11 protein-coding genes and 1 other RNA gene are annotated in these 13,488 nt (G+C 47.1%); 11 read left to right on the top strand and 1 reads right to left on the bottom strand.

The features are described 5' to 3' along the window. Positions 1–195: 195 nt before the first annotated feature. The 10 genes from deoC (at position 196) to ACTRDR_RS14150 (ending at position 11,150) form a co-directional block, all read left to right on the top strand. Positions 196–861 carry a deoxyribose-phosphate aldolase gene (deoC, locus tag ACTRDR_RS14195; RefSeq protein WP_440528249.1) on the top strand — a complete coding sequence of 222 codons (666 nt, stop codon included), beginning with the start codon at positions 196–198 and terminating at the stop codon, positions 859–861. A gap of 23 nt (positions 862–884) precedes the next feature. Next, complete coding sequence (locus tag ACTRDR_RS14190; RefSeq protein WP_440528248.1) at positions 885–2,684, top strand: aminopeptidase P family protein; 1,800 nt, start codon at positions 885–887, stop codon at positions 2,682–2,684. 129 nt (positions 2,685–2,813) lie between these two features. Then, positions 2,814–4,418, top strand: coding sequence for a phosphoenolpyruvate carboxykinase (ATP) (gene pckA / locus ACTRDR_RS14185; RefSeq protein WP_440528247.1), 1,605 nt, complete (start codon positions 2,814–2,816; stop codon positions 4,416–4,418). 107 nt (positions 4,419–4,525) lie between these two features. Next, a non-coding RNA gene (ssrS, locus tag ACTRDR_RS14180) (6S RNA) lies at positions 4,526–4,720 on the top strand. 72 nt (positions 4,721–4,792) lie between these two features. Then, complete coding sequence (locus ACTRDR_RS14175) at positions 4,793–6,784, top strand: SpoIID/LytB domain-containing protein (RefSeq protein ID WP_440528246.1); 1,992 nt, start codon at positions 4,793–4,795, stop codon at positions 6,782–6,784. Next, complete coding sequence (locus tag ACTRDR_RS14170) at positions 6,769–7,734, top strand: YhjD/YihY/BrkB family envelope integrity protein (protein ID WP_176865081.1); 966 nt, start codon at positions 6,769–6,771, stop codon at positions 7,732–7,734. The genes ACTRDR_RS14175 and ACTRDR_RS14170 overlap by 16 nt, the downstream gene beginning before the upstream one ends. Positions 7,735–7,842: 108 nt before the next feature. Next, on the top strand, positions 7,843–9,261 hold the full coding sequence (locus ACTRDR_RS14165; protein WP_440528244.1) for an aminopeptidase: 1,419 nt from the start codon (positions 7,843–7,845) through the stop codon (positions 9,259–9,261). 17 nt (positions 9,262–9,278) lie between these two features. Further along, positions 9,279–10,322, top strand: a complete 1,044-nt coding sequence (queA, locus tag ACTRDR_RS14160; protein WP_440528250.1) for a tRNA preQ1(34) S-adenosylmethionine ribosyltransferase-isomerase QueA — start codon at positions 9,279–9,281, stop codon at positions 10,320–10,322. Further along, complete coding sequence (locus ACTRDR_RS14155) at positions 10,322–10,654, top strand: PilZ domain-containing protein (RefSeq protein ID WP_176865076.1); 333 nt, start codon at positions 10,322–10,324, stop codon at positions 10,652–10,654. Before queA ends, ACTRDR_RS14155 begins: the two co-directional genes overlap by 1 nt. A 13-nt stretch (positions 10,655–10,667) precedes the next feature. After that, positions 10,668–11,150: a VanZ family protein gene (locus ACTRDR_RS14150; RefSeq protein WP_440528242.1), complete on the top strand. Its 483-nt coding sequence runs from the start codon at positions 10,668–10,670 to the stop codon at positions 11,148–11,150. Here the strand turns inward: ACTRDR_RS14150 and ACTRDR_RS14145 are convergent. Next, complete coding sequence (locus ACTRDR_RS14145) at positions 11,147–12,247, bottom strand: prephenate dehydrogenase/arogenate dehydrogenase family protein (RefSeq protein WP_440528241.1); 1,101 nt, start codon at positions 12,245–12,247, stop codon at positions 11,147–11,149. The two genes, ACTRDR_RS14150 and ACTRDR_RS14145, sit on opposite strands and share 4 nt — an antisense overlap. Before the next feature lie 258 nt (positions 12,248–12,505). On the opposite strand from ACTRDR_RS14145, the gene ACTRDR_RS14140 reads away from it, so the two are divergent. Beyond that, complete coding sequence (locus ACTRDR_RS14140; protein WP_440528239.1) at positions 12,506–13,351, top strand: formate/nitrite transporter family protein; 846 nt, start codon at positions 12,506–12,508, stop codon at positions 13,349–13,351. The last annotated feature ends 137 nt before the right edge of the window (positions 13,352–13,488 follow it).

Here is a 13,488-nt window from a genome sequence, read left to right as displayed (position 1 = left end):
TAGTTTAAGGCTGTTTTAGAGGAAAACAGTAGCCCCAATGCGGGCTACTGGGATTAGATAGCATTTATTAATTAACTTTCAAGTTAAAATAAAACTTTAGTCTTTATATTAAATGGGTTCTTTGTTATAATAATCGCGGTTAGTATGTAATAACAAAATTATCAATTTAATAGATACATAGAAAAGGAGAAAAATATGACAGCAAAAGAAATGCTTGGTAAGGTGGATCATACGCAACTGAAGGCATTCGCTACCTGGGAGGATATTCAGAAGTTGTGTGATGAGGCGATCCAATATCATACCGCCAGTGTATGTGTGCCTCCCTGTTATATTAAGAGAATCCATGACACCTATGGGGACAAGATCAATATCTGTACCGTAGTAGGATTCCCGTTAGGCTACAGCGTGACGGAAGCAAAGGTGGCAGAAGTACGTAAGGCACTGGAAGATGGTTGTAACGAGATTGATATGGTAGTCAATATCAGTGATGTGAAGAACGGTCTGTTTGACAAGGTGGAAGAAGAGATCCGAACGCTGAAGAAAGAATGTGGCGATCATATCCTCAAAGTTATCATCGAGACCTGCTATCTGACGGAGGAAGAGAAGATCGCCATGTGCAAGGCAGTAACGGATGCAGGTGCGGACTTCATCAAGACTTCTACAGGATTCGGAACCGGCGGTGCCACGAAAGAAGATGTGGAACTGTTCAAAAAATATATTGGCCCCAAGGTGAAGATCAAGGCGGCAGGCGGCGTGTCCAGCATGGAAGATCTGGAGATGTTCTTAGATCTTGGCTGTGACCGTATCGGTACATCCAGAGCCGTAGGTCTCTGTAAGGGCGAACTTACCGAAGGATATTAAGGCTTTTTGAAAGGAATAAAATAATGGAAAACAAAGTGATTCAGGACAGACTTGCACTTCTCAGAGCGAAGATGCAGGAGGAAGGCATTGATTTCTATATGATGCCTACAGCGGATTTTCATAACTCCGAATACGTAAACGACTATTTTAAAGTAAGAGAATATTTCAGCAACTTTACCGGTTCCAACGGTACGCTGTTAGTATGGAAGGACGGCGCCGGACTGTGGACCGACGGCAGATATTTTATTCAGGCAGAGGCAGAATTGGAAGGGACAGGCGTAGAACTGTTCCGCATGTTGCAGGAAGGTGTTCCTACCATCGAAGAGTTCCTGGAGCAGAATATGCAGCAGGGTCAGACCTTAGGTTTCGACGGCAGAGTCATTGCAGTCATGGACGGTAAAAAATACGAAAAGGTACTGGCAAAGGCGCAGATTGGTATCGCCTATGAGAAAGATCTGGCAGACAGCATCTGGACGGACAGACCGGATTTCCCTGCAGGAAAAGTAACGGTACTGGACGAGAAAATTGCCGGCAGGAGCGTGGAAGAGAAACTCACACAGACCAGAGAGAAGATGGCAAAGGACGGTGCCAATGCACTGCTTTTGACCAAACTGGACGATCTGATGTGGCTCTTCAATATCCGCGGCTGTGATGTGGAATGCAATCCGGTGGCAATGTCTTATGCCTATATCACGGAGGATACCGCCACATTGTTTATCCAGCAGAAGGCTCTGGATACGCAGGTATCAGAATACCTTGCAGCACATCACATCAATGTGAAGGAATACGACACGGTTGTAGATTTTTTGAAATCACTTCCCGCAGGCAATGCAATCCTCGTGGATCACAGATATTGCAGTTATACTTTATATAAGACACTGCAGAAGACCCAGCAGCTGATTGAGGGTAAGAATCCCACCGAGCTGTTGAAAGCCATCAAGAATCCGGTGGAACAGGCGAGAATGCAGGAAATTTTCCTGAAGGACAGCGTTGCGGTAACCAAATTCATCTACTGGCTGAAAACCCATGTGGGAAAAGAGAAGATCACCGAAGTGACCGCTGCAGACTATCTGGAACAGAAGAGAAGAGAGATTCCGGAATTCTTAGACCTGTCCTTCCCGACGATCGCAGGCTATAAGTCCAATGCAGCCATGATGCATTACGAGGCAACACCGGAGAACTGTGCGACTCTGGAGCCGGAGGGAATGCTTTTAGTGGATTCCGGCGGACAGTATCTTGGCGGTACCACTGATGTAACCAGAACCATCGCATTGGGGCCTGTCTCCGATGAGATAAAAAAACATTATACCATGGTGGCTGCGGCAGTAATGCAGCTGACCCATGCCCACTGGCTCTACGGCTGTACCGGACGGAATCTGGATATTCTGGCAAGACAGCCCATCTGGGACATGGATATTGATTACCAGTGCGGCACCGGACATGGTGTGGGATACATTCTGAACGTACACGAAGGTCCCCAGAACATGCGTTGGAGATTCACCGGTGGTATGGTGGAAGCCGTGTTCGAAGATGGCATGGATATCACCAATGAGCCCGGTATCTACATCCAGGGCAGCCACGGTATTCGTATCGAGAACGTGATGCTGGCGAAAAACGATGTGAAGAACGAGTACGGTCAGTTCATGCATTTCGAGACTTTGACCTGGGTGCCTATTGACAGAGAAGTCATTGACGAAAAGTATCTGAACGATACCCAAATAAAATATCTGCACGAGTATCAGAAGACCGTCTACGAGAAGATTTCTCCTTATCTGAATGAGGAAGAAAAAGAATGGCTGGCGGCAGAAACCGGAGTGAAGTAAAGAGAATATAAAATTGGTATAAAATTTTTAACGGTTTCTTGACTTTTTTACTGGGTTTTGAGATAATACACACGATGTGGCAGAAGATAAAGACACATATAAAGAATAAAGGAAAGAGGTTAATGTAAGATGGCAGAGATCAATTTAAGCAAGTACGGCATCACCGGAACCACAGAAATCGTTCACAATCCTTCTTATGAAGAATTATTCAAAGAAGAGATGAAGCCTGAACTGGAAGGCTACGAGAAAGGTCAGGAGACCGAACTCGGTGCGGTAAACGTTATGACCGGTATATATACAGGACGTTCTCCCAAAGATAAGTTCATCGTTGAAGATGAGAACTCCAAGAACACTGTATGGTGGACTTCCGATGAGTACAAGAACGACAACCATCGTATGTCTCAGGAAACATGGGCTGCTGTAAAGGATATCGCTAAGAAGGAGCTGTCCAACAAGAGACTGTTCGTTGTAGATGCATTCTGCGGCGCTAACAAGAACACCCGCATGGCTATCCGTTTTATCGTTGAGGTAGCTTGGCAGGCTCATTTCGTAACCAACATGTTTATCAAACCCACCGAGGAAGAGCTGAAGAACTTCGAGCCTGATTTCGTAGTTTACAACGCATCCAAGGCTAAGGTTGAGAATTACAAGGAGCTTGGTCTGAATTCCGAGACTTGTGTAGCTTTCAATATTACCAGCCGTGAGCAGGTTATTGTGAATACATGGTACGGCGGAGAGATGAAGAAGGGTATGTTCTCCATGATGAACTACTTCCTGCCTCTGAAGGGTATCGCTTCCATGCACTGCTCCGCAAACACCGATATGAACGGTGAGAATACCGCTATCTTCTTCGGTCTGTCCGGAACCGGTAAGACCACTCTGTCTACCGATCCTAAGCGTCTGCTGATCGGTGATGACGAGCACGGTTGGGATGACAACGGCGTATTCAACTTCGAAGGTGGATGCTACGCTAAGGTTATCAACCTGGACAAGGATTCCGAGCCCGACATCTACAACGCAATCAAGAGAGATGCGCTGCTTGAGAACGTAACCGTTGATGCTAACGGCAAGATTGATTTCAACGATAAGACCGTTACCGAGAATACTCGTGTATCTTATCCTATCGACCATATTAAGAATATTGTACGTCCTATTTCTTCCGCACCCGCAGCTAAGAACGTAATCTTCCTGTCTGCTGATGCATTCGGCGTACTGCCTCCCGTATCTATTCTGACTCCGGAACAGACCCAGTATTACTTCCTGTCCGGTTTCACAGCTAAGTTAGCTGGTACCGAGCGTGGTATTACCGAGCCTACCCCTACCTTCTCTGCTTGCTTCGGCCAGGCATTCCTGGAGCTGCATCCTACCAAGTATGCAGAAGAGCTGGTGAAGAAGATGGAGAAGAACGGTGCTAAGGCATACCTTGTAAACACCGGATGGAACGGAACCGGCAAGCGTATCTCCATTAAGGATACCCGTGGTATCATTGATGCTATCCTGGATGGCGCGATCAAGACCGCTCCTACCAAGAAGATCCCTTACTTCGATTTCGAGGTTCCTACCGAGTTGACCGGTGTTGATACCGGAATTCTGGATCCCAGAGATACCTACGCTGATCCTTCCCAGTGGGAAGAGAAGGCAAAGGATCTGGCTCAGAGATTCATCAAGAACTTCGCTAAATACGAAGGAAATGATGCAGGTAAGGCTCTGGTTGCTGCTGGTCCTCAGCTGTAATCTTACTTTACAGATAATTATGAAATACCAAAAGGCTGTCTCTTTGGAGGCAGCCTTTTTTGGTAAAAATTACAGTTGTAAAATAAAAGCAGAGTAGCTATAATATACTTAACCTGAGATGTGCGATAACTCTTACCAGTTTTGAACCTACATTTACTTTAAACGGGATTCCTATATTGCCAAGTGGCTGTCAAGCCCTCACTCCGCAAGGAGGATTGGAAGGGAAGGCAAAAGGTTGGTTGCGGTTACCCACCTAGCATTGCTAGGAGTCAAAAGGTAAGAGGCGGCATTTTGGGGATAACAATACAAAAGAGAGAGCAGTCCTTTGGGGCTGCTCTTTTAAAGTCAAAATATAAAAACAGGCGGGGGATCATTTGAAGAAAAATTTAAAGAAAAACAGACTTCTTGAGAATTATTATAAACTTCCGAGAAGACAGAGAATACAGCTGAAGAAATACCTGTGTATCTTAGGTGTGGCATTTCTTCTTTTTTTGCTTTTCCTGAATTTGTTACATAGCTGTGGCAGGGATGGCGTGGATACACCCGAGATACCGGAGACTTCACCCCAGCATATTCCGGTAGTACAGAACCTTAAAAATGTATGGATCACGGATGCAGAAGCTGACCGGATCACAATCTTCTGCGACGGAGAGAAGGAGACCTTTTTTCTGGCGGAAGAGACGGAAGGTTCAGATCCTTTTCCGGCACCGGAGCAGATGCGGGAACAGCTGGCGGATGTAGAACTTACAGATGAACTGGTGAGTGCGGTTATTCTGAAGACGGATAAGTTTACAGGAAGAGTGTTGTCAGCGGATGAAAACGGCATCGAGATCGAAGGCAGGGGCAGAATTCCTCTGGCAGAGGATTATAAAGGATACCGTTTGTATCGGGAGCTTACCATGTGCACGTTTGCGGATCTGACCTTTGGCTATGCCAATGCGGATTTTGTCCGGGAGAATGGCGTGATCTGCGGTATTCTTCAAGCCAGAGAAGCAAACATGGAAGACATCCGGGTGTTAATTAAGGCTTCGGATTATGCGGATATTCTGCATACAGAAGTAACACTGACGGCAGACAGCGATTTCCTGCTGCAATACGGAAGCGGGGAAAATACGCAGGAAGAATTGTTTTCCAAGGGAGACAAGATTACCATAGATATGGACAGTGAATATTTTGTAGGGGAGCGGATCAGTATAGTTTCTACGGTATTGACGGGAAGGATTCAGCTGCTTAGTGTAAACAGAAGCCAGGGAACACCTTCCTACCGAGGACATATCGAACTGCTCAGGACAGCAGAGGGCATCGCCGTGGTGAATGAGCTGCCACTGGAGGAATATCTCTTTAGTGTGGTGCCTAGTGAGATGCCGGCATCTTACCCGTTAGAAGCCCTGAAGGCGCAGGCAATCTGTGCCCGAACCTATGCCTACGGACATATGCTCAAGGCAGGGTATCCCCGGTACGGAGCCCATGTGGACGACAGCACTTCCTATCAGGTCTATAACAACATCACAGAGGCAGACAGCACGACTACGGCGGTAAAGGAAACCTACGGACAAATGATTTTCACGGACGAAGGCACTGTGGCGAACACCTATTATTATTCGACATCCTGCGGTGTGGGAACTACAGCAAAAATATGGAAGACTGCGGAGGCGCAGATGCTTGATTATCTGAAAAGCAGCCGGCTGTGCCCGGAGAATTTGGCGCAGACGGATGACGGAGCGGTAGCTGCAGGCAGTACGGAGATTACCGCGGAAACAACTGCAGAGGGTCTGAGCGAAGAAGAGACTTTCCGGGATTTTATTACCAAAACCCATGCAGAGGATTATGAAGCACAGGAAGGGTGGTACCGTTGGACATATACGGTAAAAGAGATTGATGTGGACCGGATGTTTGAGACCCTGAAGAAGCGTTATGAAGCCAACGGGAAGCTGATACTGACTCTGAAAGACGGTGACTACTGTAGTCAAGACATAAAAACCTTTTCAAAGGTTACGGATATCACTATTATAAAACGGGGACCCGGCGGTGTGGCAGATGAATTGGTCATTGCCACAGACAAAGGAACCTACAAGATCATCTCTGAATATAATATCAGAGCAGTACTATGCGATGGCGTGACCAGGGTGGTCAGACAGGACGGCAGTGAAGTGAGCATGCCAAATCTTCTGCCCAGTGCATTTTTTGTGATTGAACCTAGCCATGACAAGAAAAATGTGGTAGGATATAACATTATCGGCGGTGGATTCGGCCATGGCGTGGGAATGAGCCAGAACGGTGCCAAAAACATGGCACTGCAGGGGCTTGGCGCGGAACAGATCCTTAACTTTTTCTATGAAGGATGCGAGATATGTTCAGAACAATAATCAGCATCTGGCGGGATTTTTCCAGTCAGATGAAAAAACAGAATATCAGTGCTTATGCATCGAGTACAGCCTTTTTCCTGTTTTTGTCGGTGATTCCGATGCTGATGGTAGTCTGTGCAGTGCTTCCTTATACCCCGGTGACGGAACAGAATCTGGTCACCGCGCTGACAGATGTGACACCGGATATTGCGGATGCAATGGTGGAGAGTCTTGTCGTGGATGTGTATGAGAGTTCTGTGGGAATCCTGCCGGTGGCTCTGATCGCCATGGTCTGGTCGGCGGCGAAGGGTGTCATGGCACTGATGCGGGGATTAAATGCGGTCAATGGCGTGGACGAGAAGCGTAATTACTTCGTGATCCGTTTTATTGCAAGCTTTTATACATTGATCATGCTTGTAGTGTTGATTTTGTCACTGTTTTTTATGGTATTTGGTAATCAGCTGGTGGATATTGCATTACACAGGATTCCGCAGCTTAAGATGTTTGTAAGTCTTCTGATGAATTTCCGCTTTCTGTTCGTATGGGCGGTGCTGATTCTTTTGTTTGGTCTGATTTATACATATATCCCGGACACAAAGCTGAAATTTACGGAACAGGTTCCGGGAGCCTGCTTTGCTGCGGTGGTATGGAGTGTATTTTCCTGGGGATTTTCCATGTATGTGTCTTATGGAAATGGATATAGTATTTACGGAAGTCTGACCATTATTGTGATTATTATGTTGTGGATGTATTTCTGCATGTATATCATTTTGATCGGTGCTTACCTGAACCGTTATTTCCGTCCGGTGAACCGGGTGCTGGTAAATCATGCCAGCAGTAAGAGCGAACTGGCAAGAGAGAACCGCAGACGCATCCGGGAGATCAAGAAGATCCAGCGCAGAAAAAAACATTATACGGAGATCGACAGGGATCCTAAGGAACAGAATGAAAATCTGACAGACAGGAATTGAACTGCGGACACAAATGTAGTACACTGATACGGAGAGGGCGAGGGACCTCTCCTGTTATAGTTATAATAAAAGAGTATCCGGAAGAAGGATGCGGAAATGAGGATAAATATGGAAAAGAAAAACACCTGGGAGACCTATTCTTCTAAACAGTTAAAAGAGCTTGAGAAAATAAACGCAAAGTATCGTGATTTTTTAGACAACGGTAAGACAGAGAGAGAGTGCATTGACACCATTGTCAATACCATTGAGAAGTCCGGTTACCGTGAACTGGAGAGCCTGATCAAAGAGGGCGCCGCTCTGAAAACCGGAGATAAGGTATACAGCGTATGGATGAACAAATCCATCGCCATGTTCCAGATCGGCCGTAAGCCCATGACAGAGGGCATGAACATCCTCGGAGCCCATATCGACAGTCCCAGACTGGATGTGAAGCAGAATCCCCTGTATGAGGATGGTGGATTCGCTTATCTGGATACTCATTATTACGGTGGCGTGAAGAAGTACCAGTGGGTGACCATTCCTCTGGCAATCCACGGTGTGATCGTGAAAAAAGACGGTACCTGTGTAGAGATCAATATCGGCGAGAACGAGGATGATCCTGTATTCTTTGTATCCGATCTGTTGATCCATCTGGCACAGGAGCAGCTGGAGAAAAAGGCAGCAAAGGTCATCGAGGGCGAAGCTCTGGATATTATCGTAGGCAACAAGCCTCTGCTGATCGATAAAAAGGATAAGAAAAAAGATGAGAAGGAAGCCGGAAAAGAAGCGGTAAAGGCAGGTGTTCTGGATATCCTGAAAGAGACCTATGACATTTGCGAAGAAGATTTTGTCTCCGCAGAGTTAGAGATCGTTCCCGCAGGTAAGGCAAGAGAAGCGGGCTTTGACCGCAGCATGACACTGGCTTACGGACAGGATGACAGAGTCTGTGCATATACTTCCATGCAGGCAATGTTAGACAGTGATGTGACCGACCGTACCATGTGTTGTATCCTGGTGGACAAGGAAGAAATCGGTTCTGTCGGTGCTACCGGCATGCAGTCTCATTTCTTCGAAAATGCTGTAGCAGAGGTCATGAATCTGACAGGCGAATACAGCGAACTGCATGTGAGAAGATGCCTGGCACACAGCTGCATGCTGTCTTCCGATGTCAGCAGTGCTTTTGATCCTACCTATGCGTCCAGCTTCGATAAAAAGAACGTGGCATATTTAGGAGGCGGTATGGTCATCAACAAATTCACCGGAGCCAGAGGCAAGTCCGGTTCCAACGATGCCAATGCGGAGTATCTGGCACATCTGCGTCATATCTTCGACAAGGCAGAGGTGAACTTCCAGACTGCAGAGCTCGGTAAGGTAGATTTGGGCGGCGGTGGAACCATCGCATATATTCTGGCATTGTACGGCATGAATGTTATCGACAGTGGAGTGGCAGTGCTGAATATGCATGCACCCTGGGAAGCTACCAGTAAGGCCGACGTATACGAGACATATCGCGGATATAAAGCATTTGTGGAAGGAGCGAGCCTGTAATGGCAGAGACGACCGAACTGAAAAAATCAGACTTTTATTTTGATCTGCCCCAGGAACTGATCGCGCAGGACCCGCTGGAGGATCGTTCTTCCTCCAGACTTCTGGTGCTGGATAAAAATACGGGAGAGATCTCTCATCATATTTTCCGGGATATTATCGACTATCTGCATCCCGGAGACTGTCTGGTGTTAAACAACACCAAGGTTATTCCGGCGAGACTTTTGGGAGAACGGGAAGGCACCGGCGGACATGTGGAAGTTCTTTTGTTAAAAAGAAAAGAAGCGGATGTCTGGGAGACGCTGGTAAAGCCCGGCAAAAAATGCAAGCCCGGTCAGCGTCTGACCTTCGGAGACGGACTGTTAAAGGCGGAAGTGCTTGAGACTGTAGAAGAAGGCAATCGTTTGATCCGTTTTGAATATGAGGGTATTTTTGAAGAGGTACTGGACAGGTTAGGTGAGATGCCCCTGCCACCTTATATCACTCATAAACTGAAGGATAAAAACCGTTATCAGACCGTTTATGCAAAATATGAAGGCTCTGCGGCAGCGCCTACGGCGGGACTCCATTTTACCCGGGAACTGTTGCAGCAGATCGCGGACAAGGGTATTAAGATCGCTTATGTGACCCTGCATGTGGGATTGGGAACTTTCCGCCCGGTGAAGGAAGAAAACGTGCTGGAGCATCATATGCATTCCGAGTATTATCAGGTGACGGAGGAAGCAGCGAACACGATCAATGAGACGAAGAGAATGGGTGGTCGTGTAATCTGCGTGGGTACTACCAGCTGCCGTACCGTGGAGAGTGCTGCGGACGAGCAGGGCATGGTACAGCCCGGCTGTGACAATACCGAGATATTCATTTATCCCGGATATCGTTTCAAGGTGTTGGATGCACTGATCACAAATTTCCATCTGCCGGAGTCCACACTGGTAATGTTGGTATCGGCACTTGCGGGCAGAGAACATATCCTGCATGCCTACGAAGAAGCAATCCGAGAAAAATACAGATTCTTCAGCTTTGGAGACGCCATGTTCATCGCTGGCTTAAAAGGAGAAAAATAATGGAAGAAAGAAGACGAAGCAAGCGTACAGAAATGAGTTCCACCCTGATGGTAAAGCGCCTGGACCAGGGAGACATGCAGGAAGTCAGCATTGACATCGTAGATGTATCTCCCAACGGAGTGGGCTTTTTGTGCAAGGAAGTGTTAAGTATCGGTGCAGTGTATGAATCAAAACTGAGGATTTGGACGCAGGAAGTGCTGCATGCGTTCTTACAGATCGTCCGGATCGAAATGAAGGAAGATACTTATGCGTATGGGGCTGTCTTCATTGGAATGCCGGAGAGTGATGCGGCAAGAATCCGCGTATATCAGACAATCAATGATGAGAAGTAGTAAGAGACGTAAAATGGCAGTCAGTGTAATGGCTGCTATTTTACTTGTATTGTTATATCGGCTCATTTTTGTGTTTTCCGGTCAGGATGGTGAGGAATCCGGCTCGCTGAGTGCTATGATCTCGGAAAAATGTGCAGAGCTTCTGAATGCTATCTCAGGGAAACACTGGACGCAGAATGTCCTCGACAGTATGGCGGCTTATTTTGAACATCCTATCCGTAAACTGGCCCATTTTTCTGAGTATGCCTGCATGGGAGTGTTATTGTACGGCGTGTGGAGACCCTGGAAGGAGAGAGGACGAAAGCTGTATCTTTTGATCGTATGCTGGGTGCTTGTCTCCGCCGGAGCGGATGAATTCCACCAACTGTTCATTCCGGGACGCTATGGGTGTTTTGCCGATGTGGTGCTGGACACCTGCGGCGGTGCGTTCGGACTGCTCGTATGTGTCTGCGTGGAGAAAATGGTGCGGCGAAGGAAAAAGAAGTCGGGTTTCTAGTTCTTGTTGTGCAGGCTGTAGCCCTTTTCGCGAAGAATCTTCGTGGATCTAACGATGGCCTCTTCCTGATAGAATTCAATGCGCAGCACGCCGCCCTCGTACTCTCGGTTATGGACGATACCGATGTTCTTGATACTGATATTTTTCAGGGCAAGAATCGTAGCCACAGCAGCGATCTCACCGGGTTCATCGGCAATGTCAATGGTAATGGCATAGGAACTCTTCAGGGGACCGCTGGCGGTATTGATGAAGGAATCACGGTAGATTCTGGCACTGTCGAACAGTTCGTACAGATCATCACCGCGTTTGGCATTGAGTTCCTGTTGGATTCCCTGGAGGGAAGCAATGTAGGAAGACAAAAGTGTCGAAATATTTTCTGTATTTGTCAGACAGATCTGTTGCCATACCGCAGCGGAAGAGGAGGCAATTCTTGTAATATCCTTGAAGCCTCCGGCAGCGATCATTTTCATCAGCCCGTCGGCAGAATCTTTGTCCCGCACCAGATTTACCAGAGAGGCTGCAATGATATGGGGCAGGTGACTGACTGCAGCAGTGACGTAATCATGCTGTGCCGGATCCAGGATCAGGGGAATAGCTCCTAACTGCTGTACCAGATTTTTATAATCCGTGACCTTATTCTCCGGAACGGAATCTGTGGGGGTGAGAATGTAGTAGGCATTCTCCAAAAGGACGGCTTTGGAATTAATAAAGCCCACCCGGTCACTTCCCGCCATGGGATGACCGCCGATAAACTGTCCTTCCAGACCGGCTTTTTTGATCTCCCTATGGATTTCACTCTTTACACTTCCTACATCGGTGAGCAGGGTCTTCGGTGAGAGAATTTCTTTTACAGCGGAGAGATTCTCGTCATTTTTCTGCACAGGAGCACAGAGGAAGAGATAATCGCACGTGGAGAAAGAAGCATCGATTTTCGTGGTGACTGTATTGGCTACGCCGCACTGGGAAGCTTCTCTTAAGGTGTCTGCGTTAATATCGTATGCAATGATCTGAGACTGGGGAAGATTCTGACGAATCGCCCGGGCGATGGAACCGCCGATCAGCCCCAGACCGATAAAACCAAAGGTAAGAGTACTCATATAGGTTTCCTCGATTCTGTTATTTACTGTAAACAACTAGTAAGACAAAGTCGGAAGATGTCTGTTTATTCTTCAAACACTATATCAAATTAACGTACGAAAATCAAGAGAGGGCATACTCTTTTCTGATATTTTCAGATTTACTTGCAAGTGTAATTGAAATATGGCAAGATGTAACTATTCATAAATATGCAGAAATTATGGAAAGCCGATCTTACATTTGCGAGTCGGTTTCGGAAAATCAGGAGGACTCTATTTATGCATTCACCATTGGAAATTGCAAGAAACTATATAGAAGTCGGAATCCATAAAGTAAATCTGTCGATCTTCAAGACAATTTTATTGGGATTCTTTGCCGGTATGTTCATCGGCTTTGCGGGGATTGCATCCACGACGGCATCCAGCACCATCGGCATAGCATCGGTGGCAAAGTTGGTGGGCGCTGCGGTATTCCCGGCAGGTATGGCTATGGTACTTGTAGCGGGCAGTGAACTTTTCACCGGTAATAACCTGATCATACTGGCTGTATTGGAGAAGAAAGTTACCGTATGGAAAATGTTGAAAAACTGGCTGTTTGTCTATATCGGCAACTTTATCGGCGCTGCGTTTGTAGCGGTGTTGGTAGTAGTGGGACGGACACCGGATCTCTTCGGAGAGCAGCTTGCACAGGCAATAGTCAATGCTGCTGCAGCCCGGACGAATTTAAGCGTGGGAGAGGTTTTCGTGCGAGGCATTCTGTGCAATATTCTGGTGTGTATTGCGGTATGGATGTCTTTTGCGGCAAAGAGGGTCTCCGGCAAGCTTCTGACCAGTTACTGGCCTGTGATGCTGTTCGTGTTATGTGGTTTTGAACATAGTATTGCGGATATGTATTTTGGCGTGTGCGGTCTGCTGACGGCGCAGGTCTACGGCATTACCGCAGAGAGCCTGACCTGGTTCAATTTCCTCGTAAAAGCCCTCCTGCCCATTACCCTGGGCAACATCGTGGGTGGCGCCGGGATTGTCGGCTGCGGTTACTGGCTGGCATACCTCCACAGAACCCCCTACTCCGCAGACACGACAGCTGCAGAGCAGGAAGAGATTGATATTGCGGAAGAGTACTAAATTGAAAGTTACGAGCCATGCAAAAATAGAACGGAATACCTCGGTGGGAGCTTGCTCACACAAGAGGTTATTTCGTTCTATTTTTATACGGCGACAGCCGTCAATGAAATAAATGTGGAGCGTCCTTTGCGACACAT

Origin of the sequence: Simiaoa sp. (genome assembly GCF_051972595.1) — a bacterium.
GTDB classification, from domain to species: Bacteria; Bacillota; Clostridia; order Lachnospirales; family Lachnospiraceae; genus Acetatifactor; species Acetatifactor hominis.
Note: the sequence above shows the minus strand (reverse complement) of the source record. Positions and strands in the feature narration are given on the sequence as shown.

Excerpts from the sequence above, each read along its gene's own strand:
- deoC (WP_440528249.1), top strand. The coding sequence starts at position 196 with ATGACAGCAAAAGAAATGCTTGGTAAGGTGGATCATACGCAACTGAAG.
- ACTRDR_RS14190 (WP_440528248.1), top strand. The coding sequence starts at position 885 with ATGGAAAACAAAGTGATTCAGGACAGACTTGCACTTCTCAGAGCGAAG.
- pckA (WP_440528247.1), top strand. The coding sequence starts at position 2,814 with ATGGCAGAGATCAATTTAAGCAAGTACGGCATCACCGGAACCACAGAA.
- ACTRDR_RS14170 (WP_176865081.1), top strand. The coding sequence starts at position 6,769 with ATGTTCAGAACAATAATCAGCATCTGGCGGGATTTTTCCAGTCAGATG.
- ACTRDR_RS14165 (WP_440528244.1), top strand. The coding sequence starts at position 7,843 with ATGGAAAAGAAAAACACCTGGGAGACCTATTCTTCTAAACAGTTAAAA.
- ACTRDR_RS14155 (WP_176865076.1), top strand. The coding sequence starts at position 10,322 with ATGGAAGAAAGAAGACGAAGCAAGCGTACAGAAATGAGTTCCACCCTG.
- ACTRDR_RS14150 (WP_440528242.1), top strand. The coding sequence starts at position 10,668 with ATGGCAGTCAGTGTAATGGCTGCTATTTTACTTGTATTGTTATATCGG.
- ACTRDR_RS14145 (WP_440528241.1), bottom strand. The coding sequence starts at position 12,247 with ATGAGTACTCTTACCTTTGGTTTTATCGGTCTGGGGCTGATCGGCGGT.
- ACTRDR_RS14140 (WP_440528239.1), top strand. The coding sequence starts at position 12,506 with ATGCATTCACCATTGGAAATTGCAAGAAACTATATAGAAGTCGGAATC.